The organism is Spongiibacter thalassae (genome assembly GCF_012272835.1).
GTDB classification, from domain to species: domain Bacteria; phylum Pseudomonadota; class Gammaproteobacteria; order Pseudomonadales; family Spongiibacteraceae; genus Spongiibacter; species Spongiibacter thalassae.
Map to the genome: position 1 here is coordinate 279895 of NZ_JAAWWK010000004.1, position 22164 is coordinate 302058.

Here is a 22164-nt window from a genome sequence, read left to right on the forward strand (position 1 = left end):
GTGGACGGCTATCGCAGCACAACAAGGTTCAAGCCATGCCCAAACTTGCCCTGCACTGGCAAATTGCCATTGCCATTCTCCTCGCGGTTATCGTCGGCCTGGCCAGTGGCGCAGACGCCAGCATTGGCGGCGTCAAGCTGGTCGCGATTTACGCCTTCGTCGGTACGCTATTTCTGAACGCATTGAAAATGCTGATTGTACCGCTGGTGACATCGTCGATTATCAGCGGCATGGCGGGGGTCGGCGGTGACCGACTGGAGAGCCTCGGCGGCAAAACCCTGTTGTTTTACGCCTGCTCCAGCCTGATCGCGATTCTGATCGGTCTGACCGTGGTCAATATTATCGCCCCTGGCAGTGGCGACACCCAGGCGCTGGCCGCCAGTCTCAGTGGCGACGACCCGGAGCTGCAAGCCACTCTTAGCAAGGTAGAAGGGCGTAGCGCCGCCGACATCGTGCAGGTCTTCGAGCGCATGATTCCGACCAATATCGTCGATGCCGCCGCCAATGGCGAAATGCTGGGCATGATATTTTTCAGCTTGCTGTTTGGCTTTTTCCTGGCGCGCAATGATTCTCCCCAGGCAAAAACCCTGCTGAATTTCTGGCAGGGCACCATGGACGTAATGACCAGCATCACCATGTGGGTAATGAAGTTTGCCCCCATCGGCGTGTTCGGCCTGATCGCCAAAACCGTAGCCACCACCGGCTTCGACGCCTTTACCCCCATGCTGAAGTTTTTTATCGCTACTTCACTGGCGTTACTGATCCACGCCTTTGTCGCCATGCCATTAATTCTGCGCTTTATCGGCCGCGTGCATCCGCAAAAACACTATCAGGCGATGGCCCCCGCGCTGCTCACGGCATTTTCAACTGCTTCCAGCTCCGCCACGTTGCCCCTCACCATGGAATGTGTACAGGACCGCGCTGGCGTGTCCAAAAGCACCAGCGGCTTCGTGCTGCCACTTGGCGCTACCGTAAATATGGACGGCACCGCCCTGTACGAATGTGTTGCGGCGATGTTTATCGCGCAGGTTTACGGTCTCGACCTGAGCATCGGCCAGCAATTTACCGTGGTGATGGTCGCCCTGCTGACCTCAATCGGTGTTGCCGGTATACCCGCCGCCAGTCTGGTTGCCATTTCAGTTATTCTCGGCACCATTGGCCTGCCCCTTGAGGGCATCGGTTTACTTCTGGTGACCGACCGTATCCTCGACATGATGCGCACCGCCGTTAACGTCTTCAGCGACTCCTGCGCCGCTGTCGTCATCGCCCGTCTGGAAGGCGAAGACACTGCAATCGCCCGCAACTAAACTCCGGGGTCTGTCCCCGGGGACAGACCCCTTTAACAAACGCTACTCGCCATTCTCCAGAATTCCGCGATAACGCTCTATCAAAGGCGCATCAAGTTGGGGGTAGTCGCCAGCCGCGTGTTCCAGCACATCTGCGACATGGGCACACAGCGCCCGCCGGCAGAGACCCTTGTCGTCAGCCGGGAGCACATACCAAGGGCTAGCCTCACTGCTGGTAGCCGCCATGGCCTGCGTAACCAGCTCAAGGTAGCGGTCGCGGTGCTGCCACCCATCAATGTCAGACGGGTCAAATTTCCACTGCCGTCGCACATCCTCCAGTCGACGCAACAGCCGCCGTCTCTGCTCCTCACGGCTGATGTGCAACCAAAATTTCACTACCACAGTACCACTGTCGATCAGGTGCTGCTCCAGCGCGCGAATCGCCGTCAGACGCTGCTCTGCACCAGTGGCAGCGTCTGACAACATCTGGTCAATAATCACCGCTTCGTAATAGCTGCGATTAAACAGGGCTACCTCGCCTTGTGCAGGCATGTGAGCCCAGGCACGCCACAGAAAATCGTGCCGCGCCTCCAGCTCCGTCGGCACAGTGAAAGCTTTCACACGTGCGCCCGTCGGATGCATCGCACTTACCAGCTGGCGAATACAGCCATCTTTACCACTGGCATCCAGCCCTTGAAAGATGAGCAGCACACCTCTGGATTGGCTGGCCCACAAACGATACTGGGCCGCTTTGAGGCGCTTTTGGCTTTTGCCCAGCTCGGGAAGATCATCCGAGTCATCAAAACACGTTGGTACTGTGCTGAGTGCCCTGCTACCATCAAATCGCATCTGTCGCTTCACCACTTCAGGCACCTCCCGATAAGCACATCGCCGCCATTCCAGTTTTGAGCCTTTACAGCAGCCTGCTATACAATAACCGGAATGACAACAAATAGGCCCTACAATGCGCATAGCCTCGTGGAACGTTAACGGCATCCGCGCCGTGATGAAAAAAGATTTCGCCGACTCCCTCGCCACCCTCAATGCCGATATTTTGTGCTTGCAGGAAACCAAGGCACAGGACGATCAGGTGGTTGCCGCGCTGGAGGGCATTGAGGGCTACCACGTATTCAGTAACTCCGCCGAGCGCAAGGGCTACTCCGGTGTCGCGATTCTGAGTCGACGCAAGCCGCTGCGGGTATTTGCCGATATCGGCATTGCCGAACACGACAACGAAGGGCGGGTACTCACGGCAGAATTCGAGGATTTCTATCTGGTGACGGTGTACACCCCCAACTCTGGGAGTGAGCTGGCCCGCCTACCCTACCGGGAAACCTGGGACAGGGATTTTCTGCACTTTGTTAAAGAGCTGGAGCGCAGCAAACCGGTGCTGATGTGCGGCGACTTCAATGTTGCCCACCGGGACATCGATATCGCCCGCCCCAAGCCCAACTACAATAAAAGTGCCGGTTTTACTCAGAAAGAAATCGACGGCATGGATAATATTATCGGTGCAGGCTTTATCGACACCTTTCGGCACTTTTTTCCGGACACGGTGAAATACAGTTGGTGGAGCTACCGCGCCGGGGCCCGGGGTAAAAATATCGGCTGGAGGATTGATTACTTCCTCAGTTCAACCGCGTTGGTCAGCAAACTGACCTCAGCGAGTATCTGGAACGAGATATTGGGATCCGATCACTGCCCGGTGAGCGTTGACCTAGGCTAATACTGTATTCCCGGAGAAGTTTATGAAAGCAGTTGGCTACCGCACACCCGGCCCGGTTGATCGCAGCGATGCCCTACAGGATATCGAGCTGGAGACACCACAACCGCAAGGTCGCGATCTTCTGGTAAAAATCGCCGCTGTCTCGGTCAACCCGATCGATACCAAGTTGCGCGGCAATCGTCCCCCTGAGAATGAGTGGGCGGTGCTCGGCTTCGATGCCTCCGGTGTTGTCGAGGCCGTTGGCCCGGAGGTTCGTCACTACCGCGTTGGCGACGCGGTTTACTATGCCGGCTGTTTCGATCGGCCAGGCACCAACAGCGAATTTCACCTGGTGGATGAACGTATCGTCGGGACCAAACCGCATTCTCTGAGCCATGCCGAGGCCGCCGCCCTGCCCCTCACCGCGATCACCGCCTGGGAGATGTTATTCGACCGCCTGGACGTGAACACCTCTACTCCACAGGGCGGCAATAGCATTTTGATTATCGGCGGAGCCGGTGGGGTCGGCTCCATCGCGATCCAGCTACTGCGCGCCCTCACCGACCTGACTGTTATTGCCACCGCGTCGCGGCCGGAAACCCGGCAGTGGACCCAGGATTGTGGCGCGCACTGTATTATCGATCACAGCCAGGCCCTCGCTCCTCAACTGAAAGCCCTGGGCCTGGCCGCACCGGGTTTCGTGTTCTCCACAACGCAATCCGCCCGCCACTTCACCGACATCGCCGAGCTGATCGCTCCCCAGGGCCGCCTCGGGGTAATCGACGACCTGAGCGATGTCTCGATTATGCCGTTGAAGCAAAAAAGCCTGTCATTGCACTGGGAGTTTATGTTCACCCGGCCCCTGTACGCGACCCCGGATATCGCCGAGCAGGGCACCGTACTGAACCGCATTGCCGAACTGGTCGATTGCGGCGAAATCCGCTCGACCCTCAGCGAGGTCGCCGGCGGTATCAATGCCGACAACCTCCGCCGCGTCCACGCTCTGATTGAATCCGGCAAAGCCAAGGGCAAGATCGTGCTGGAGGGCTTTTAGCCCCTTTTATTTTTCATTTCTACAACACGAGCTGTGGAGTGTTTTACTATGAACAAAGCCCAATTTGATAAGGGCCTGAGTGTCCGCCGGGAGGTGATGGGCGACGATTTTGTCGATCGCGCCTTTGCCAATACCTCTGAGTTCAGCCAACCCCTGCAAGAACTGGTTACCGCCAATTGCTGGGGCGAGGTATGGAGCCGCGACGGCCTGCCGCGCCAAACCCGCAGCCTGATCACAATCGCCACCCTCGCCGCCTTAAAAGCGACCAAGGAACTGAAAGGACATGTGCGCGGCGCACTGCGCAACGGCTGTACTGTGGCAGAAATTCAGGAGGTGCTGCTGCACTCAGCGGTCTACTGCGGCATGCCCGCAGGCATTGACGCCTTTCGCTCTGCACAGGAAGTGATTGATGAGTGGAACGCCCGCGAGGATAGCGACGACACAACCCCGTAAGGCTCACGGCCGGGCGCGGCGACCCCAGCCGTGACGGGGCAATGCATCAGTCGTCGCCCGGTTCCAGCAACTCGGCAATTTTGCGCCAATCAACCACTTTGAAATTCTGCACGGCCTCCGGCGCGCGATTACGCCCATCCTGAACGACTAATACGCCCTTGGGATAATCCGGCAACGCCGCGGCGCTAACCGCCAACCCCTCGGTCGCCGAGGCGCCATCTATCACTCGGTGGTAGTCCGGGCCGATGCGAAACCTGGCCACAAACTGCCAGGGTTCAAGCTGATAGACCACATAGCTATCGTCCCCCTGGCTGGAGGCGATCAACCAGGACTGATCCTTGTCGCGATATATATCCAGTCCCGCAACCTCGGCGACGAGGTGGCCAGCGGCCCTATCCTCTACCAGGGTTTTATCGCCGCTTTCCAGATCGATGCGCCAAATTCCGCGACCTGTCTCTCCCACATAGAGCTGCTGACTGTCAGCGTAATACACACAGCCCCCGGCTTGGGAGTCAAAGGAAAAGGCCGCAAGTTTCTCGGCGTCGCGATAGGTTTCGCCCAACTGCCAATGCTCCACTCTGCCGCTGGAATCGCCCACAAAGACCCACAACTCCTCCTTTGGACCGCGCCCCATACACAGGCCATGGGGGTCATCCAGTTCGAGCCCGATACGGCCCTTCAACGCCACGGTGTTCGCTGCTAAATCCGCAACAAACACATCGATGGCGCTCTCGCTGCGATGACTCGCCACCAGCAAAAACTGCGCGTCTTTCAGCGGTAATGCATCGACGTTATTCAAACCGCCCTCTGGCATAAAGTGCTGTTGCTTGCCCTGAGCGTCATATACCCGCAGACCCTGCTGCTTGTCTGCGCCGACAATCCACCACGTGCCGTCGCCAGCCGCCAGTACCACCGCATCGGCGGCGCCCTCGCTATCGACCGGTTCCGTTTCCAGACTGGCATACACCTCGGAAAATTTCGCTGACGGCGACTCTTCAGGAGCCTTTAGCGGGTGGCGCCCCTCTCTGAGGGTGGCAAAACGCGCGTCCAGATCGGCGTCGGTATAGGGCTTGAACACAGCGTCATTTTCGGGGTTTCGCGCCGCGACAATCTGCCCGAAAAAGGGGTCGTCAAGCACCAGACTTTCACCATCAACGACGCAGCGCTCGATCCCCGGATTAGTGCTTAGGGTTCTCACCGGCGAGAGCGCCGAGATCTCTTCGAGAAGCCAGTACTGGTAGATATGACCGTCGCCGTCACTGATAAATACCTCAAACAGGCCGTCTTCAAGGGGAGCGAAACACAGACCGTCTATGTCGTGGGTCAGGGTTTTCAGTGGACGGCTGCTAAACTCTTCGCCGCTGATGCTGCCAATGTGCAGCACGCTTTCGTCCTCGGCCCACATCAGCCGATCGCCGTAGTTCGCCAGGGCGTCAATGTCGCCCTCGGCCTCGTACATCCGTTGAGTGTAGTTTTCCATGTGCCGTAATATCTGATTGCGCCGGGTGCTGACATACTCGTCTTTACTCCCAACAACGTCCTTGGTTGGCTGTACCTCTGCGGAGCCGCAGCCCACCAACAAAGCCAGCACCGACAAGGCCAGCGCGGCATTCATCGTTCTCATCATAAAAATTCCCTTGTCTGTATTACTCAAGGCGCCACCACCAACGGTTCGACCATATCTGCGACCGTCCACATGAAAATAGCCGCGCGATGGCCGCAGAAGGCCCTGGCCGTGTGTCCTCGACTTTGGCGCGGTGCACTATCGCGGCCGGTGGAACGCTTCTTAAATACGACTTCGAGATGGCCGGTGTAGCGGATGCGGTTGACCTCGCCCCGTCAAACTCCCCGGCATTGATCGCTCAAGCCACCATTGAATACCCAGACGCAGCCATCGTGCTCGAAGCCCAAACTGCACACTTTCGACCGGCCCGATAAAGCGACGTTCCACACCGACAAAAACCAGATCTTCAACTGTTGATCCCAGCCATGCTGTGGCACGTGAGCCTGTAGCCACCGCGCATGCCTTCAATAACGTCCGACAAGCGCCCAAATTACCCATGCTAAACTGCACAGCCGATCCCACTTTTTGCGCCATTTATCGAGGTTTTATGCAACGAATCTGTGTGTATTGCGGCTCCGGCGCCGGTCGCCGGGATGACTATCGCCAGGCCGCCCGCCGTCTGGCCTCCGCACTGGTTGAGCGGAATATTGGCCTGGTGTATGGCGGGGCCAGCATCGGCATCATGGGCGAGCTGGCCGATGCCGTTATCGCGGAAGGGGGAGAAGTCATCGGGGTGATTCCCCAGGATCTGGCGGATCGCGAGGTCGCCCACGCGGGACTCAGTGAGCTGAGGGTGGTCGCAACGATGCATCAGCGCAAGCAGGTGATGGCGGAACTGGCCGATGGCTTTATCGCTCTGCCCGGAGGCTTGGGCACACTGGAGGAATTGTTTGAAATCCTCACCTGGGCGCAGCTTGGCTACCACCGCAAACCCTGCGCCCTGTTAAATGTGGCGGGTTATTACGACCATCTTTCCGCGTTTTTACAGCACGGCGTCGCCGAACAGTTTGTCAGCCCCGCACATGCCCGGCTATTGCAGATCGCCAGCGATGTGCCACAACTGCTGGCCACGATGGAGCAAGACGCTGCAAGCCGGTAGTCGAACACAAGCGCGATGCGGTTCCCACACCCTCAATACACTCGACGGGCCTGCCATAAGGTTTGTTGCCAGTAATCATTCGCCAGGCTGGACACGACAACACCCTTTGACTTCGAGGCGTGAACAAAGCGGTGTTTATCCAGGGCAATGCCAACGTGGCGGGTGTTCGGACCGGTGAGGAAAAACACCAGGTCGCCGGCCTGCAACTGCTGTGGCGACACCGCCTGGCCAATACGGGACTGGTGCAGGGTGGTTCGCGGCAGCTGCATACCGAGTTGATCGCGATAGGTCAGATACACAAAACCGGAACAGTCCACCCCCGCCTTGCTCATACCGCCGTAACGGTAGGCGGTGCCTTGCCAGGCCTGATATTGGTCATACAGCGCTGATTCCACTGTGGTCGTCTCGACGGGATGCACCGCCTGCGCCGACTTTGGCGGTGCGGCACAGGCTGCGACCAGCAATATGCCCAAGCCCAGCACAACGCGGCACGCCCGAGAAAGGATCACTGAATTCATATTCACCTCCGTCAACCTCGCCGGCCTGACACCGACGCCCCTACTTTGGATTGAAACCGCCGGTCTGGCTATGACGGATATCCACAAGTGATGGAGGTCTCGCTTTTCATCATTGGCAAACACGTGATAAGCCCGGCTCGCAAAACTCGAAGGCAGGGCAACCAGACCCATGTTAGGGTGATACTCGGTATATTTACCGAACAGGAGCGATCACCATGCACTACCCCGTCACAGCATCTTGCCAATGCGGCCAGGTCAGCTATGAATTGCGCCAGCCTCCGCAAGCCGTCATTGCCTGCCACTGCACCGAATGCCAAAAGCTGGCCACAGGCCCCTTCAGCGTGACCGCCGTAGTCGCCGCCAGTGATATTAGTTTTAGTGGAACAATGAAGGAGTGGAGTCGAGCCGCCGACAGCGGCAATCGTAACCACGCCCTGTTTTGTCCCGAATGCGGCAACCGAATCTACCACGTTAATCCGGCGGCTCCCGACACACTCAAGCTAAAACTGAAACCGGTAAACGCCGAGGACAATAGCCTGTGGGAGCCTACTGTCCATATCTGGGTCAGCGAGAAACAGCCCTGGTATCCCCTGCCCGAGGGGGTCCCCACCGTGGCGCAACAACCCTGAATCGGGGTTTTCCCCAGTCCTCTGCATCGCGCCATAGTCCAGGCAGCCCGGAATAGCAGGGACATTGCGCAGAGCGGGCCACCGCCCTATACTCCGACCCGCTTCAGGTGTCCTGCTGCCCTCCCGGCGGCGGATTAAACGGGAAACAGGTGCGTCGAGCTTAGCGCGACAAGGCCTGTGCTGCCCCCGCAACGGTAAGCGAGTAGATCAACCCTCGCCGGGTCTCCCCGACCTCGGCAGCCACTGTCGGCGATTTTTCAGCGTCGATGGGAAGGCGGGATGATCGTCAATTCGCCAGCCCGGAGACCGGCCTGAAATACGCGCGTCGTCGCGGCATACAGGCATTCGCCGGGCCACTTGCCCTTTCTCCCTGTTCCAGCCGCAACGACGCAATACGAGCAACATGCGGGTGAGCATGCGGGCGTCGTCAGCAATCTCTTCTATTCCTTCGGGTATTGGCCAGAGTACTGCGCGTCTGTGCTGCATTCAGAGGAACACATGAAAAAACACTTATTAACCGGCCTGATGGCCTCGGTGGCACTGCCGTCTTTTGCCGCGGGCGTTCACGGCGATATCGAAGAATTGCTGGTGACGGGCAGAGCGAGTGCTCCACCATTACAGGGCCGGGCCGAAGCTGCGTCCGCTGGTACTGTGCTGGCCCATCAGCTTGAGCACCGTCCGATTCTCAGGCCGGCGGAGATTCTCGAAACCATCCCCGGCATGGTGATTACCCAACACAGCGGCGGCGGCAAAGCCAATCAGTACTTTCTGCGCGGTTTCAACCTCGACCACAGCACCGATTTCGCCACCTTTATCGAGGGTGCTCCGGTGAATATGGTGACCCACGGCCACGGTCAGGGTTACAGCGATCTGAATTTTTTAATCCCCGAGCTGATCGACAGCATGGTCTACCGCAAAGGGCCCTACTACGCTGACAGCGGCGATTTTGCCTCAGCGGGTTCATCCCACATCAGCTACGCCAGCGCGAAACAGGGACACACACTGAAACTGAGCATCGGCGAAGACGGCTATCGGCGAGCGCTGCTACTCGGCGGCGGCGACACGAGCAGCGGAAACTGGGTTTACGGGCTGTCGAAGATGGAAAATGACGGCCCGTGGAGCCACCCCGACGCCCTGAAGCGGGACAATGTTTTCCTGAAACACACCTGGGGTCATGCCGAAGGCGGCCTCTCCCTGTCAGCCCTGTACTTTGACTCGCGCTGGAACGGCACCGATCAGATTCCTCAGCGCTATGTAGACAGTGGCCAGCTCAACCGCTTCGACAGCCTGGACACCGGCACCGGTGGCGACACCCACCGCTATCAGCTGGCAATTAATCAATGGCTTACCCTCGCCGACGACAAGCGGCTGCAAACCAACGCCTACATTGTTGATTACGCCCTGCAGCTAACCGGCAATTTCACCTACTACGCCAACGACCCGGTAAACGGCGATCAGGTCACCCAGTTTGACGACCGATTGCTCTACGGCGGTGGCGTGTCCTATGAGTGGGAGCTCAGCCCCACCCACAAGCTGCAACTGGGCAGTGATTTGCGGCACGACAATATCAAGGATGTCGGCGTTGGCAAAAGCATCGACCGCCGCATCTACGCAATGGACAGCCGGGCCAGTGTCGAGGAAACCTCCTTCAGCGCCCACAGCAGTATTCTCTCCCAGTGGACACCGGCACTGGCCAGCACCGTCGGCCTGCGCTACGACCACATGGAAGTTGATGTTACCGACAGGCTGAACAACGCCGACAGCGGCCGTCGCGACGAGCAGCTGCTAAGCCCAAAGCTCAGCCTGCGCGCAGATCTCTCCGAGCACACCGCGCTGTTCCTGAACTACGGCCAGGGCTACCACTCCAACGACGCCCGAGGCGTGGTGGGCGGTGACGTTCCGCTGATGTCAGAGTCAGAGGGCTACGAAATCGGGGTGACCAATAGCACCGTTGCGGGACTGCAGCTCAGCGTCGTGGCGTTCAGGTTGGCGCTGGATTCCGAACTGGTGTTTGTCGGTGACGACGGCACCACCGAAGCGAAGGACGCCAGCCGTCGCACCGGTATCGAACTCAGTGCCTACTACCGCCCCACCGACTGGCTGATCGTCGACGCCGACTACACCCAATCCGAGGCGACTTTTTCCAGTGGCGAGTTCACTGGGCAAAACGTTCCCGACAGCGTTGAAGACGTATTCTCCGCAGGGCTGAGCCTGGAAAGTGGCAGAGGCTACTATGGCGGCTTGCGTATTCGCTATTTCGGACCCCGCAACCTGACCGAGTCCGGCGACCGAAAATCCGACGCCACCACCGTGGTCAACGCCAATCTGGGAATGCAATTCGCAGTGGGGCTGGCACTTTCAGTGGAAGTGCTCAACCTCTTCGACAGCGACGATAACGACATCACCTATTGGTATGAATCGCGCCCGACGCCCACCGCCGACCTGCAGGAAGACTACCACTCCCACCCAATGATACCGCGCACCCTCCGCGCCACCCTCACCTACCACTTCTGATAGGGGACAGACCCCAGGGACAGACCCCGGGGTCTGTCCCTGGGGAAACTGGGGAAATTTAGTGGAAACAGTAGGGTTGCGGATGGTAGAAATAGAGTCTGATATGCACTGAAAAGGCACGCCGAACCCATGGTTCTCCTCGTTACTTATCTGCTGATTGCGATTGTATTTTCCTTCGCCTGTTCGATTTTCGAGGCGGTGCTGCTCAGCGTGAATAGCGCCCATATCGCACTCATGAGTAACAAGGGGCAACGGGCCGGAGCCCTGCTCAAGCGGCTGAAAGACGACATCAGCACCCCGCTGGCGGCCATTCTGTCGCTGAATACCATCGCCCACACCATTGGTGCAGCGGGGGTGGGTGCCCAGGCGGCGGCGGTTTTTGGCAGCGCCTATGTCGGCATCGCCTCCGTAATTCTGACTCTGCTGATTCTGATTTTTTCCGAGATTATTCCCAAGACCCTCGGTGCCACCTACTGGCGGCAGCTCGCGCCAATTACCGCTTACTCGTTGAAATACCTGATTATTCTGCTTTATCCCCTGGTCAAACTATCCAACCGCATTACCGCCAATATTCCGGTAGAGCACACCCTCAATGGCTTTAGCCGCAGCGAGTTTGCCGCCATGGCAGACATCAGCTCTGAGGACGGGCTACTCGCCCAGCAGGAATCCAGCTTTCTGAAAAACCTGATGAAACTGCGCAGCACGCCAGTGCGCGATGCGATGACGCCGCGGGTGGTGATTTTTTCCCTGTCACAGCAATTGACCGTCGAGGAGTTTTTCCACAAACACGATCAAGTGCCGTTTTCACGTATTCCCGTGTTCGACAAGAACCAGGAGGACATTACCGGCTTCGTGTTTCGCAGCGATCTGTTTCTGGCCCAGGCGCGAGGCAATGGCAAAGCGGTACTGGAGAACTACCGCCGCGAACTCCCCGCGCTATTACCCAGCATGGCCCTCAGCCACGCCCTCAACGAGATGCTGGAGCTTCACGTTCACCTGATGCTGGTAGTGGATGAATATGGCGGGGTCGAGGGCATCATCAGCCTGGAAGATGTACTGGAAACCATGCTGGGTGTTGAGATCGTTGACGAAAAAGACCGCGCCACCGACATGCAACAGGTGGCCAGAAAGCGCTGGCAGCAGCGCGCCCACAAAATCGGCTACCAGCCACCGGACGATAACTGAACACGCACCGACAGTTCTGGCCAAAGACACACGGGGTTGGCTGAAATGCCGCCCGCAGCGCCCCTCCGGGGCACTGTGGTTGGCGGCGGGATAGCCTAGAATCGCCGCGGGTGGGACATTATGTCACAGGGTAGTCCCCCACTGTTCACGCTACAGTAGCCCCCGATCAGCGGGCCCTGGCACAAACATTGCGCTCTGGCCTTTTAGATCAAAAGTGAATATATTAATTCTCATTGGTTATAAGCGAGGTTACGATGGATATCGACCCCTTCGTTCTGGCGCGCATACAGTTCGCCACCAATATCAGCTTTCACATTCTCTTCCCGGCGATCTCCATCGGCCTGGCGTGGATTCTGCTCTTTTTCCGGCTGCGTTATACCCAGACCGGCGACCGCGCGTGGGAATACGCCTATTTATTCTGGGTGAAAATCTTTGCCTTGACCTTTGCCATGGGCGTGGTCAGCGGCATTACCATGAGCTTCCAGTTTGGCACCAACTGGCCCGGATACATGGAAAAGGTCGGCAACGTCGCCGGCCCTCTGCTGGGCTACGAGGTGCTCAGCGCGTTTTTCCTCGAAGCCTCTTTTCTCGGCATTATGCTGTTTGGCAAAGACCGGGTGTCCAATCGCCTGCACCTGCTCAGCACCTTTCTGGTCGCCTTTGGCACCACCCTTTCGGCCTTCTGGATTCTGTCGCTGAACAGCTGGATGCAGACTCCCGCCGGCTACTACATCGAGAATGGCGTGGTCATGGTCGACAGCTGGGTGGAAGTGATCTTTAACCCCTCCTTCCCCTATCGCTTTTTTCATATGCTGACGGCGTCGTTTCTTACTGCGGCATTTTTGATTGCCGGAGTCAGCGCCTGGCGGGCGCTTTCAAAGGTCGATGGCCCTGCCACCTGGAAGGTTATGCGCACCGGCGTATTTCTCGCCGCCATCATGGCCCCCCTGCAAATCATCATCGGTGATCTGCACGGGCTGAATACCCGCGAACATCAACCGGCAAAAATCGCCGCGATGGAGGCGGTCTGGGACACCGACACCGCAGTGCCCTTTACCCTGTTCGCACTGCCCGACGAGGATTCCCGCAGCAATCGCTACGCTATTGAAATCCCCTATGCAGCCAGCTTTATTCTCACCCATGAACTGGATGGCGAGATTCAGGGATTGAACGATTTTCCCGGAGAGCACCCGCCCGTCGGCATGGTGTTCTATTCCTTCCGCGTGATGCTCGCAATGGGTGGGCTGATGTTACTGGTGGCCTGGTGGGGTAGCTGGCAATTGCGCGGCGGCCGCAAAGGCAGCCGCCCGCTACTGCTGGCGCTATCGGCCATGGCCTTTTCCGGCTGGGTCGCGGTGCTCGCCGGGTGGTATGTCACGGAGATTGGCCGCCAGCCGTGGATCGTGCAGGGGCTGGTCAAGGTAGAGGATGTAGTGGCTGACCACAGCAGTGCCACCGTCGGCGGCACTCTGATCGGCTATATTCTGCTCTATGCCTTTTTGCTGGTCAGCTATATCGGCGCCATTCGCAATATGGCGAACAAACCCGCGGCATCGCTGGCGCTGGGACCCGCGCATTTCCGCAAATCCCGCACAACCGTAGATAACGAGGAGGGCTGAGTCATGGAATACGGATTACCGATTTTCTATATGGCAGCCATGGGCGCCGCGCTGCTGATTTACGTTATTCTCGACGGCTACGACCTCGGCATCGGCATGCTGCTCCCCTTCGCCGACGAGGCGGAGAAAGACCTGATGATCGCGTCGATTGGCCCCTTCTGGGATGCCAATGAAACCTGGATTGTCCTCGGTGTCGGCATTTTATTGATCGCCTTTCCCCTCGCCCACGGCATTATTCTCACCCACATGTATTTGCCGGTCACGATTATGCTGATGGGGCTGATTCTTCGGGGCGTGGCCTTTGATCTGCGGGTAAAAGCGGGGGATCACCGCCGCGCGTTGTGGAATCGCGCTTTTGCCCTCGGTTCGCTGACCGCCTCTCTGGCCCAGGGCTGGATGCTGGGGTCTTATGTCACTGGCCTGCGCGAAGACAGCACCGGACTGTTGTTCTCTGGGTTGATCGCCCTGTCGCTGCCCGCCCTGTACCTGATTCTGGGCTGCGGCTGGTTGCTGATAAAAACCGAGAACAGCCTGCAGCGCAAAAGTGTAGCCTGGGCGCGGCTGGCGATCTGGCCTATGGGCTTGGGTTTATTGCTGGTTTCGGTGGCAACTCCGATGATCAGCCCGCAGATTGCCGAGCGCTGGTTCACCCTGCCCAACGCTATTCTTCTCGCGCCAATTCCACTGGTGTGCCTCGCCTGCTACGGTGGTATTTTGCTGTTTATCCGTCGTGGCAATGACCTCTACCAGCGCCACAGCTGGCTGCTCTACGGCATGACCGTGGTGATCTGCCTGATGGCCAGCCTCGGTCTGGCCTACAGCCTGTTCCCGGAAATCATTATTGGCCAAATGACCATTTGGGAGGCGGCAGCATCGGTGAAATCCCTGCAATTCACCCTGGTTGGGGTGGCGCTAACAATACCGATGATTATCGCCTACACCATCGTGGTGTACCGAATTTTCCACGGCAAGGCGACAGAACTCAGCTATGAATAAGTCGCTACGTACGACAACCAGCCCGCTCAGCAAGGAGGATGTATGACCGAGACTCCGGTGCTTCCCAATGAGACCCGCGCAACGCCGGTCGTTGTGCCATTTTTCGACGAGGCGACGAGCTCCTTCTCGTACGTGGTTCGCGACCCGGACAGCGACGCCTGTGCGGTGATCGACTCGGTGCTGGAGATCGATATGCCCTCAGGGCATATCGCCCATCGCGGCGCCGACCGGATTATTGCCTATATTCGCCAGCAACAGTGGCAGCTCGAGTGGATCATTGAGACCCATGTACACGCCGACCACCTTTCCGCCGCGCCGTACATTCAGGAGCACCTTGGCGGCCTTATTGGCATCGGTGCAGACATCATCACGGTGCAGAATACCTTCGGTAAAATATTCAATGCCGGCACAGAGTTCGCTCGCGATGGCTCCCAATTTGACCATCTGTTCACCGACGGCGAGCGCTATTCTATCGGCACTTTGCCGGCCCTGGCCCTGCACACCCCCGGACACACCCCCGCCTGCATGAGCCATGTTATCGGCGATGCCTGTTTTGTCGGCGACACCCTGTTTATGCCCGATGGCGGCACCGCCCGCGCCGACTTCCCCGGCGGCGACGCCCGCCAGTTGTACCAGTCCATTCAGCGGCTATTGTCACTGCCCGACGAGCTGCGCCTGTTTGTCTGCCACGACTACCGACCCAATGATCGCGAGCTGGCCTGGCAGAGCACTATCAAGGATCAGCGCACGCAGAATATCCATGTAAAAACCGGCATCGCCGAGAGCGACTTCGTTCGTATGCGGGAAGAGCGCGACGCCACCCTCGGCATGCCGCGCCTTATTCTGCCTTCCTTGCAGGTGAATATGCGCGCCGGACACTTTCCCCCTGCGGAATCCAATGGCACGGTATTTCTGAAAATTCCGTTGAATGTTTTGTAATTTTTATTTGGCAAGTCTATAAGCATAGGGCATATCTCCGACCAGCCCGTTTACCTCACAGAAAGGAGCACCAACACATGGATATCAAAACACTGAGCGAAACCCTCACGGTGTCCGGACAACTGACACCCAGCGACATCGACGCCCTGGCCAGCCGCGGTGTCAAACACCTGATCTGTAACCGCCCCGACGGCGAGGCCGCTGACCAGCCCCAATATGCCGTCATCGCCGACCGCGCCAAAGCCGCCGGTATTCAGTGCCACTTCCTGCCTGTTGTCCCCGGGCAGATCACCGCAGAAGATATCAGCCAATTCGGCGCCCTGCTGAGCAGCGGCGAAGTCACCCACGCTTACTGCCGCACCGGCACCCGCTGTACTCATCTGTGGGCGCTGAGCCAGGCTTCGGCGAATAAAATCGACGACATCATCAACACCGCCGCCGCTGCCGGCTATGACATCAGCGCGCTGCGCGACACTCTGAGCCTGCGCGCAAGCCAGTAAACCCATGCGCCTGGAGAAGGCTCTGCCGATACTGAGCTGGTCGCGGGAATACAACCGCGGCACGCTGATCAGTGACCTGCTGGCGGCGATTATCGTCACCATTATGCTCATACCCCAGTCGCTGGCCTATGCGCTGCTGGCAGGCTTGCCCGCCGAGGTTGGCCTTTACGCCAGCATGTTACCGCTGATCGCCTACGGCCTGCTGGGCAGCAGCCGGTCACTGTCGGTTGGGCCGGTGGCGGTAGTGTCGCTGATGACCGCTTCGGCCATCGGCGCTCTGGGCCCCCTGAGCGGCGACGAGTATCTGGCTGCGGCCACCTTGCTGGCGCTGCTTTCCGGTGCTTTTCTGCTGTTGATGGGGGTATTTCGGCTGGGCTTTCTGGCCAATTTTTTGTCCCACCCGGTTATCGCCGGGTTTATCACCGCCTCGGGCATTTTGATCGCCTGTAGCCAGTTGCGCCATATTCTGGGCATCGACGCCCACGGCGAAACCCTGCCCTCATTACTCTCCAGCTTGCTGGCAGAGCTGGGCAATACCAATCCCTACACCCTGGCTATTGGACTGCCGGTGCTCAGCTTTCTGTTCTGGGCCCGCAATGGTTTGAAACGGCTCTTGCTCACCTTTGGTCTGTCAGACTATAGCGCCACCCTGCTGAGCAAGACCGGGCCCATTTTCGGCGTGATTATCAGCAGCGTGGCCGCAGCGGTCTTCCAGCTCGACGAGCGGCAGGTTGCGCTGGTCGGCTTTGTGCCCCAGGGCCTGCCCGCACTGGCAATGCCGGAGCTGAGCCAGAGCCTGTGGCAGGAGCTGTGGCTGTCGGCAATCTTTATTTCCATTATTGGCTTTGTTGAATCGGTATCGGTGGGACATACCCTGGCGGCTAAAAAACGCCAGAAAATCTCCCCCAATCAGGAACTGCTTGGGCTGGGAGCCGCCAATATCGCGTCTTCGGTATCAGGGGGCTTTCCGGTGACCGGTGGCTTCGCCCGCTCGGTAGTGAACTTTGACGCGGGTGCCGAAACTCCGGCGGCGGGTATATTCACTGCCATCGGCATCGCCTTAGCCGCCATTTTTCTCACCCCGCTGCTGGCCTATTTGCCCAAGGCCACTCTCGCCGCGACCATTATTGTTGCCGTGCTGGCGCTGATCGACCTGTCCATTGTCAAAAAAGCCTGGAACTACGATCGCTCGGATTTTATTGCTGTGGTCACCACGATTACCCTGACCCTGCTGGTTGGGGTCGAAGCCGGCGTCGCCTGCGGAGTATTTGCGTCGCTGACCCTGCATTTGTACAAAACCTCCCAACCCCATATGGCAGTGGTGGGGGAAGTGCCCGGCACCGAGCACTACCGCAATATCAACCGCCACCGGGTGATTACCCACGATGAAATTCTGTCCCTGCGTATTGATGAAAGCCTTTATTTTGCCAACGCCGGGTTTATCGAGGACCGAATCTACGCCTTGCTGGAGGACTATCCCCACACCCGCCACGTGATTCTGATGTGCACCGCCGTCAATGAAATCGATCTCAGTGCACTGGATGCCCTGGAGTCCATCAACCAGCGTCTGAAGGAGCGGGATATCCGCTTGCATCTTTCTGAATTGAAAGGCCCGGTGATGGATGTACTGAAGAAAACCGATTTTCTGGGGCAACTGAGCGGCCAGGTCCACCTGTCGCAGCACCTGGCCGTGAGCACTATAATCGCCGCTGGTAAGAAGCCGGACACCGGTAGCGCACCGGACTGGTCAATCTGAGTCAGTCGTCGATGCCCGCTAGCCTCCCCACTGCTCAAAACCGATGAGCCATGGCTCTCCGGAACCTGCTCTATTGGGTGCCAGAGTCATGGTAAAACAGTAATTCCCCTCAACCCCGTTGTTCAACACCTGATAGGCGTGTTCACCGTTTTCCCGCGCCGTAGGATCGTCGCCATTAAGGTGGGTCTGCACGTTGCTGCAACGGGACAGGGCTCGGTGGATGATATCCAGCTGCTGGCGGGCCACCGCCGGCGCATTGTTCAATACGCTCTCGGTATCCCGGTGCGATTGGCCTTGCGGTGCGCGAAAGTGCTGTGTTTCCGCCAGCGAGCGACTTGCTTTCAGCGCGACCATATAGCGGCCGACAAAGTCGTTCACCCAACCATTGGCCGGCGCCGGTGGACGCGCGGCGGCGGCATTGCGCTCAGCGTCGCGACGGGCTTTTTCCTCGGCAAATTGCTGGTCGCGGCGGCGCTGGGCGGTGGCATCGGCGGCGCTCATTTCCTGCATCATTCCATCGGGATCATTATCGTATTGGCCGCTCATCATCTTGCGCAGCAGCTCCGCCTGTTCCGGCGGCATCTGCTTCATCATTTCCGCCATATTCGGCATACCGGCGGGCATCTGCTGCCCATCGTCACCCTGACCAAAACCCGCGGTGCTAAACACCAGACCGGCAATAAACAAAGGAATAGTGAAGGGCCATTGTTGTCTGTTCATATCGCCTCCTTGTGAACCTTATCAACACTCCATGATTGCGCCACCGAGTAATTGCCGGTGGCGGATTTACGCTGGCGGACCACCGTTATCATCCCCCTCACCAAAGCCAAATCGCCGTTTCAGGGATTTTTTGAACAGGAATAATAGCAGGGCGAAAAACAACCCCAAAAAGGCCGCCCAAAATTCAATAAATTGATCCCAGAAAATTTGCCACAGCTCATTGCCTTTAGCCATTAACCAGTCCGGGGCGCTAACCTCGACAGTAACCGTTAAAGTCGCCGCCGTTTTCGGCACCGGCGAACCACTGCAATCCACACTGTCGTATAGCCGGATATCCGCACCTACTTTGAAGTCGCCCGCAGACTTTGGCCGTAATTGAAAGCGTACTTCCGAACCACTGGGATGAAGCTTAATACACTGTGTTGCCGCGGGCGAGACCTCAAAGCCCGGCGCAAAGGGCTCTACTTCCGCCGACTTTCCCTCCGCTGGCACCCGTGTTTCATCAGCAACGAAATGGTTCGGCAGTGTGGGGTCACGATCTATCGGTCCGATCCACACCCGCAATTCACCAGGCAAGCCGGGTAACTGCAGCTGCTCTTCCGCGCCCAACACTACCTTGTATTCCTCTCCTCCCTCCACCGAGGCAGGATCGCGGCCGCCACCCGTTACCGGCGCTGGCGTCGCATCAGCTTCCACCGGCGCTGGCATCGGCGCCATCTCTGGCGGCGCTTCTTCGACGATAGCGTCAGGTTCGTGAACCGACTCATCGTAGCCAGCATCGGTCGAGTGGTGCTCTTGAGATGTATCTATGGAGGACGCGTCGTGCTCCATACAGGAGGTTGTCAGCAATAGTGCCAGGAGGCTACCAACTCCTATCCGCAGAATGGGCGCAATCGGAAGTAATGTTGTCATCTCAATATCCTTATTGGTGAGCAACCGGCTAACCACTGCCAATGTTATTCGGCTTTAGCAGCGTTTCTTGGCCAATATACCCCCCTGCCCGGCGAGGGCAAAGGATAGACGCTGAATTCCAGCGGGGATTAAACAGATTGTGAAGCAATACCGTCGACGCTGGCGCTACATCGCCTGCATAAACAGCGCCGCACAGAGAGCAAAACCGCAGATATAGGTGCCCAACGCGCCGATGAAGCGCATGGAGTTCGGTTTTGCCATGGTGGGCGGGAGAATCAGCCCCGCCACCAACAGGAAGCGACAAATGGTGGCGATCACCATAAACCACAGCATCCACGACGTCATTTGCGACTGGCTGACAATGTAGATAATCACCATCAGAACCGGGGTGTATTCCACCGTATTACCGTGGGCGCGCACCCGCTTGTGGAGGTAGTCGTCAGGTTCGGTGGAGTGCCCGGCGGCACGATTGGTTTTTGCCCGGGCGAGGCTTACGGCAAAGCCAGTGCCGATGCACAGGCTGCCCAACAGCGCGATACACAAAAGGGGGATATTCATCTGTCGGCGTTTCCTCTGTCCGTGGTTACGGTTGCCACCACAGTCCGGCCACAACCCAGACCGTCAGGCTCAGCACCAGTGTAACGCTCAGGTTCAGATATAGCCCGTGTTTCATCATTACCCGAATCGGCAATTCACCACTGCCGAACACCACCGCATTTGGCGGCGTCGCCACGGGCATCATAAACGCACAGGACGCCGCTATTGCCGCCGCCGTGCACAGCAACAGCGGCGACACATCGGTGGCCACCGCGAGTGCCCCGAGCAGGGGAAGAAACGCCGCCGTGGTGGCGGTATTGCTGGTCAATTCGGTGAGGAACACCATCAGCAGCACCAGACACAACACCAGCAACAGCTCAGGCCAGCCGGCCAGCGCACCGAATTGTATTGCAATCCAATCGGACAGGCCGGATTCACTAATCAGCCCCGCCAACGCCAAACCGCCGCCAAACAACAGCAGCACACCCCAGGGCAAACCCTCGGCCTCGGGCCAGGTCAACAGGGGTCGCTTGCTCTCACCCGCTGGTATAACGAACAGCGCCAACGCGGCGGCAAGGGCAATGCCGGTATCGCTAATACCGGGTAACAGATCGCTATAGACCGGACGCAGCACCCAAGCCAATGCCGTGCTGATAAATACCCATAACACCCGCCGCTGCGCTCGACTGGCTGGCCCCAGTGCCGACAGCATACGACCAAATTCAGCCCCGCCAACGCCCTCGCCCAGGCCGGCAAAGCCGCCGGCGCAAAGTTGCTTCCAACAGATGGCAAGCAGCACCACTGTCAGAGGTAGCCCCAGTGTCATCCATTGTAAAAAGCCGAGCTCAATCTGGTGATTCGCCGCGAGATAGGCCGCCAACATGGCATTGGGCGGAGTGCCGATCAGTGTGGCAATTCCTCCGATGTTGGCACTGTAGGCAATCGCCAGCAGCAACACGTGGCCGAAACGACGGCGCGCTGGGGACTGGTCGTCGGGCAAGACCGCCAGCACTGACAGGGCAATCGGCAACATCATCACCGCGGTGGCCGTGTTGCTGACCCACATACTGAGAAAGGCAGTAGCGAGCATAAAGCCGCCGATCTGGGCCTCCGGCTTGCCACCCACCCGCGACAGAATCAACAGTGCCAACCGGCGATGCAGCTCCCAACGCTGCATGGCAAGACCAAGAATGAATCCCCCCATAAACAGTAACACGATGGGGTGTGCGTAGGATTGCGCCACCGGCGTTAAAGGTGACAGCCCAACCAAGGGGGCGACCAGCAGCGGTAACAGCGCCGTCGCCGGCAGGGGAATGGCTTCTGTGGCCCACCACAGGGCCATCCACAGTGCGAGGCCAGCGCAGTGCCACGCCGCAATGGAAAAACCTGCGGGCGGCGCCACCACCAAGGTCATCAACAACAGTGCCGGGCCAAGGACCAGGGGTGTGTAACGGCGGCTCAGGTATAGTAGGCTCGACGACGTCATCTAACCTCCCGCACTACACCGCACAGCTCTGCACGCTACTTGAGCTGGCGGATAAATTCGTCCGACTCCTTGATCGAACTTTCCATCGCACTGATAAGCTTCTGTACATCGCGGTCGATGGTATTCAGCTCCCCCTTGAGGGCACCGATGGCCGAGGCATTGAGATTGTGTTTCAGGTACAGCACATTATCCCGCAGCGCCGCCAGCACCGGCTCGACACTTTTCTCGGAGCGCTGCATGGCACTGAGCAATCCTCGATACTGGCGCTGGGTGGCCTTCAGTTTGGATTCGCTGTCCGCGCGCAACCGCGAGTTGCTGTACAACTTAAGCTCGTCTTCCCATTCGTCAAACAGGGCTTCGGCCACCGATTCTACCTTTTCAATGCGTTCACTGAGGTTTCGGGCCGCCGTCTCGCTGTCGTCGTATTCATTTTTCAGGCGCTTGTAGCGCGCCTCAAGATCGCCACCTTCAATACTCACCACGGCGCGAAACTCGCTCAGTGCATCTTTGAACTGCTGCTGGGTTTCCAGCTGGGCACCCTTGGCCTCATCGACCCGGTCCACCAGAATGTCGCGCTTGTGCACACCGACCTTTTCCATCGCGTTGTAATAAGTGGACTCGCAGCCCAGCAGGGTGACCAGTGCCAGCATTGACCAAAGAGCGCGCATAATGATTCCGGTTATTAGCAGAAT

Annotated in this window: 21 protein-coding genes and 1 riboswitch; of the genes, 13 read left to right on the plus strand and 8 right to left on the minus strand. The window is 58.3% G+C overall.

From position 1 onward, the window contains the following. Window positions 1–35 precede the first annotated feature (35 nt). Complete coding sequence (locus tag HCU74_RS12545; RefSeq protein WP_168450756.1) at window positions 36–1307, plus strand: dicarboxylate/amino acid:cation symporter; 1272 nt, start codon at window positions 36–38, stop codon at window positions 1305–1307. A gap of 42 nt (window positions 1308–1349) precedes the next feature. Here the strand turns inward: HCU74_RS12545 and HCU74_RS12550 are convergent, their stop codons facing one another. Continuing rightward, window positions 1350–2135 (minus strand): polyphosphate kinase 2 family protein, encoded by a 786-nt coding sequence (locus HCU74_RS12550; RefSeq protein ID WP_168450757.1) that lies wholly within the window; start codon window positions 2133–2135, stop codon window positions 1350–1352. Between the two features lie 115 nt (window positions 2136–2250). Between HCU74_RS12550 and HCU74_RS12555 the strand changes: the two genes are divergently transcribed. From HCU74_RS12555 to pcaC, 3 genes are read left to right on the plus strand one after another with little or no spacing between them, the layout of a single operon-like run. After that, window positions 2251–3012, plus strand: a complete 762-nt coding sequence (locus tag HCU74_RS12555) for an exodeoxyribonuclease III (RefSeq protein ID WP_168450758.1) — start codon at window positions 2251–2253, stop codon at window positions 3010–3012. A 22-nt stretch (window positions 3013–3034) separates the two neighbouring features. Further along, entirely contained in the window at window positions 3035–4045 is a 1011-nt protein-coding gene (locus tag HCU74_RS12560; protein ID WP_168450759.1) for a zinc-binding alcohol dehydrogenase family protein, read from the plus strand. A 48-nt stretch (window positions 4046–4093) separates the two neighbouring features. Beyond that, complete coding sequence (gene pcaC, locus HCU74_RS12565; RefSeq protein WP_168450760.1) at window positions 4094–4498, plus strand: 4-carboxymuconolactone decarboxylase; 405 nt, start codon at window positions 4094–4096, stop codon at window positions 4496–4498. Window positions 4499–4544: 46 nt separating this feature from the next. Here pcaC and HCU74_RS12570 read toward each other — a convergent pair whose 3' ends face one another. Beyond that, on the minus strand, window positions 4545–6125 hold the full coding sequence (locus HCU74_RS12570) for a phytase (protein ID WP_168450761.1): 1581 nt from the start codon (window positions 6123–6125) through the stop codon (window positions 4545–4547). A gap of 484 nt (window positions 6126–6609) precedes the next feature. On the opposite strand from HCU74_RS12570, the gene HCU74_RS12575 reads away from it, so the two are divergent. Continuing rightward, window positions 6610–7161, plus strand: coding sequence for an LOG family protein (locus HCU74_RS12575; RefSeq protein ID WP_168450762.1), 552 nt, complete (start codon window positions 6610–6612; stop codon window positions 7159–7161). A gap of 32 nt (window positions 7162–7193) precedes the next feature. Here HCU74_RS12575 and HCU74_RS12580 read toward each other — a convergent pair whose 3' ends face one another. Continuing rightward, the gene (locus HCU74_RS12580) at window positions 7194–7679 is read right to left on the minus strand and encodes an NlpC/P60 family protein (RefSeq protein ID WP_168450763.1); all 486 of its coding nucleotides are present in this window, start codon (window positions 7677–7679) and stop codon (window positions 7194–7196) included. A gap of 215 nt (window positions 7680–7894) precedes the next feature. Between HCU74_RS12580 and HCU74_RS12585 the strand changes: the two genes are divergently transcribed. The 8 genes from HCU74_RS12585 (at window position 7895) to HCU74_RS12620 (ending at window position 17817) form a co-directional block, all read left to right on the plus strand. Then, window positions 7895–8308 (plus strand): GFA family protein, encoded by a 414-nt coding sequence (locus HCU74_RS12585; protein ID WP_168450764.1) that lies wholly within the window; start codon window positions 7895–7897, stop codon window positions 8306–8308. 88 nt (window positions 8309–8396) lie between these two features. After that, window positions 8397–8637: riboswitch (cobalamin riboswitch) on the plus strand. A gap of 169 nt (window positions 8638–8806) precedes the next feature. After that, on the plus strand, window positions 8807–10822 hold the full coding sequence (locus HCU74_RS12590) for a TonB-dependent receptor (protein WP_168450765.1): 2016 nt from the start codon (window positions 8807–8809) through the stop codon (window positions 10820–10822). A 129-nt stretch (window positions 10823–10951) separates the two neighbouring features. Next, window positions 10952–12007: a CNNM domain-containing protein gene (locus HCU74_RS12595; RefSeq protein ID WP_168450766.1), complete on the plus strand. Its 1056-nt coding sequence runs from the start codon at window positions 10952–10954 to the stop codon at window positions 12005–12007. Window positions 12008–12261: 254 nt separating this feature from the next. Further along, entirely contained in the window at window positions 12262–13626 is a 1365-nt protein-coding gene (locus HCU74_RS12600) for a cytochrome ubiquinol oxidase subunit I (protein ID WP_168450767.1), read from the plus strand. Window positions 13627–13629: 3 nt separating this feature from the next. Beyond that, window positions 13630–14622 (plus strand): cytochrome d ubiquinol oxidase subunit II, encoded by a 993-nt coding sequence (locus tag HCU74_RS12605; RefSeq protein WP_168450768.1) that lies wholly within the window; start codon window positions 13630–13632, stop codon window positions 14620–14622. 42 nt (window positions 14623–14664) lie between these two features. Continuing rightward, on the plus strand, window positions 14665–15561 hold the full coding sequence (locus HCU74_RS12610; protein ID WP_168450769.1) for an MBL fold metallo-hydrolase: 897 nt from the start codon (window positions 14665–14667) through the stop codon (window positions 15559–15561). A gap of 77 nt (window positions 15562–15638) precedes the next feature. Then, window positions 15639–16061 (plus strand): protein tyrosine phosphatase family protein, encoded by a 423-nt coding sequence (locus HCU74_RS12615; protein WP_168450770.1) that lies wholly within the window; start codon window positions 15639–15641, stop codon window positions 16059–16061. A 4-nt stretch (window positions 16062–16065) separates the two neighbouring features. After that, the gene (locus tag HCU74_RS12620; protein ID WP_168450771.1) at window positions 16066–17817 is read left to right on the plus strand and encodes a SulP family inorganic anion transporter; all 1752 of its coding nucleotides are present in this window, start codon (window positions 16066–16068) and stop codon (window positions 17815–17817) included. An 18-nt stretch (window positions 17818–17835) separates the two neighbouring features. Here HCU74_RS12620 and HCU74_RS12625 read toward each other — a convergent pair whose 3' ends face one another. From HCU74_RS12625 to HCU74_RS12645, 5 genes are all read right to left on the minus strand, one after another. After that, on the minus strand, window positions 17836–18537 hold the full coding sequence (locus HCU74_RS12625) for a hypothetical protein (protein WP_168450772.1): 702 nt from the start codon (window positions 18535–18537) through the stop codon (window positions 17836–17838). A gap of 66 nt (window positions 18538–18603) precedes the next feature. After that, a complete protein-coding gene (locus tag HCU74_RS12630; RefSeq protein WP_168450773.1) occupies window positions 18604–19449 on the minus strand; it encodes a hypothetical protein in 846 nt (281 codons plus the stop codon). A 165-nt stretch (window positions 19450–19614) separates the two neighbouring features. Beyond that, a complete protein-coding gene (locus HCU74_RS12635; protein WP_168450774.1) occupies window positions 19615–20007 on the minus strand; it encodes an MAPEG family protein in 393 nt (130 codons plus the stop codon). 25 nt (window positions 20008–20032) lie between these two features. Beyond that, entirely contained in the window at window positions 20033–21472 is a 1440-nt protein-coding gene (locus HCU74_RS12640; protein ID WP_168450775.1) for an SLC13 family permease, read from the minus strand. Window positions 21473–21507: 35 nt separating this feature from the next. Next, on the minus strand, window positions 21508–22140 hold the full coding sequence (locus HCU74_RS12645; RefSeq protein ID WP_168450776.1) for a DUF2959 domain-containing protein: 633 nt from the start codon (window positions 22138–22140) through the stop codon (window positions 21508–21510). Between the last annotated feature and the right edge of the window lie 24 nt (window positions 22141–22164).

Excerpts from the sequence above, each read along its gene's own strand:
- HCU74_RS12545 (WP_168450756.1), top strand. The coding sequence starts at position 36 with ATGCCCAAACTTGCCCTGCACTGGCAAATTGCCATTGCCATTCTCCTC.
- HCU74_RS12550 (WP_168450757.1), bottom strand. The coding sequence starts at position 2,135 with ATGCGATTTGATGGTAGCAGGGCACTCAGCACAGTACCAACGTGTTTT.
- HCU74_RS12555 (WP_168450758.1), top strand. The coding sequence starts at position 2,251 with ATGCGCATAGCCTCGTGGAACGTTAACGGCATCCGCGCCGTGATGAAA.
- HCU74_RS12560 (WP_168450759.1), top strand. The coding sequence starts at position 3,035 with ATGAAAGCAGTTGGCTACCGCACACCCGGCCCGGTTGATCGCAGCGAT.
- pcaC (WP_168450760.1), top strand. The coding sequence starts at position 4,094 with ATGAACAAAGCCCAATTTGATAAGGGCCTGAGTGTCCGCCGGGAGGTG.
- HCU74_RS12570 (WP_168450761.1), bottom strand. The coding sequence starts at position 6,125 with ATGATGAGAACGATGAATGCCGCGCTGGCCTTGTCGGTGCTGGCTTTG.
- HCU74_RS12575 (WP_168450762.1), top strand. The coding sequence starts at position 6,610 with ATGCAACGAATCTGTGTGTATTGCGGCTCCGGCGCCGGTCGCCGGGAT.
- HCU74_RS12580 (WP_168450763.1), bottom strand. The coding sequence starts at position 7,679 with ATGAATTCAGTGATCCTTTCTCGGGCGTGCCGCGTTGTGCTGGGCTTG.
- HCU74_RS12585 (WP_168450764.1), top strand. The coding sequence starts at position 7,895 with ATGCACTACCCCGTCACAGCATCTTGCCAATGCGGCCAGGTCAGCTAT.
- HCU74_RS12590 (WP_168450765.1), top strand. The coding sequence starts at position 8,807 with ATGAAAAAACACTTATTAACCGGCCTGATGGCCTCGGTGGCACTGCCG.
- HCU74_RS12595 (WP_168450766.1), top strand. The coding sequence starts at position 10,952 with ATGGTTCTCCTCGTTACTTATCTGCTGATTGCGATTGTATTTTCCTTC.
- HCU74_RS12600 (WP_168450767.1), top strand. The coding sequence starts at position 12,262 with ATGGATATCGACCCCTTCGTTCTGGCGCGCATACAGTTCGCCACCAAT.
- HCU74_RS12605 (WP_168450768.1), top strand. The coding sequence starts at position 13,630 with ATGGAATACGGATTACCGATTTTCTATATGGCAGCCATGGGCGCCGCG.
- HCU74_RS12610 (WP_168450769.1), top strand. The coding sequence starts at position 14,665 with ATGACCGAGACTCCGGTGCTTCCCAATGAGACCCGCGCAACGCCGGTC.
- HCU74_RS12615 (WP_168450770.1), top strand. The coding sequence starts at position 15,639 with ATGGATATCAAAACACTGAGCGAAACCCTCACGGTGTCCGGACAACTG.
- HCU74_RS12620 (WP_168450771.1), top strand. The coding sequence starts at position 16,066 with ATGCGCCTGGAGAAGGCTCTGCCGATACTGAGCTGGTCGCGGGAATAC.
- HCU74_RS12625 (WP_168450772.1), bottom strand. The coding sequence starts at position 18,537 with ATGAACAGACAACAATGGCCCTTCACTATTCCTTTGTTTATTGCCGGT.
- HCU74_RS12630 (WP_168450773.1), bottom strand. The coding sequence starts at position 19,449 with ATGACAACATTACTTCCGATTGCGCCCATTCTGCGGATAGGAGTTGGT.
- HCU74_RS12635 (WP_168450774.1), bottom strand. The coding sequence starts at position 20,007 with ATGAATATCCCCCTTTTGTGTATCGCGCTGTTGGGCAGCCTGTGCATC.
- HCU74_RS12640 (WP_168450775.1), bottom strand. The coding sequence starts at position 21,472 with ATGACGTCGTCGAGCCTACTATACCTGAGCCGCCGTTACACACCCCTG.
- HCU74_RS12645 (WP_168450776.1), bottom strand. The coding sequence starts at position 22,140 with ATGCGCGCTCTTTGGTCAATGCTGGCACTGGTCACCCTGCTGGGCTGC.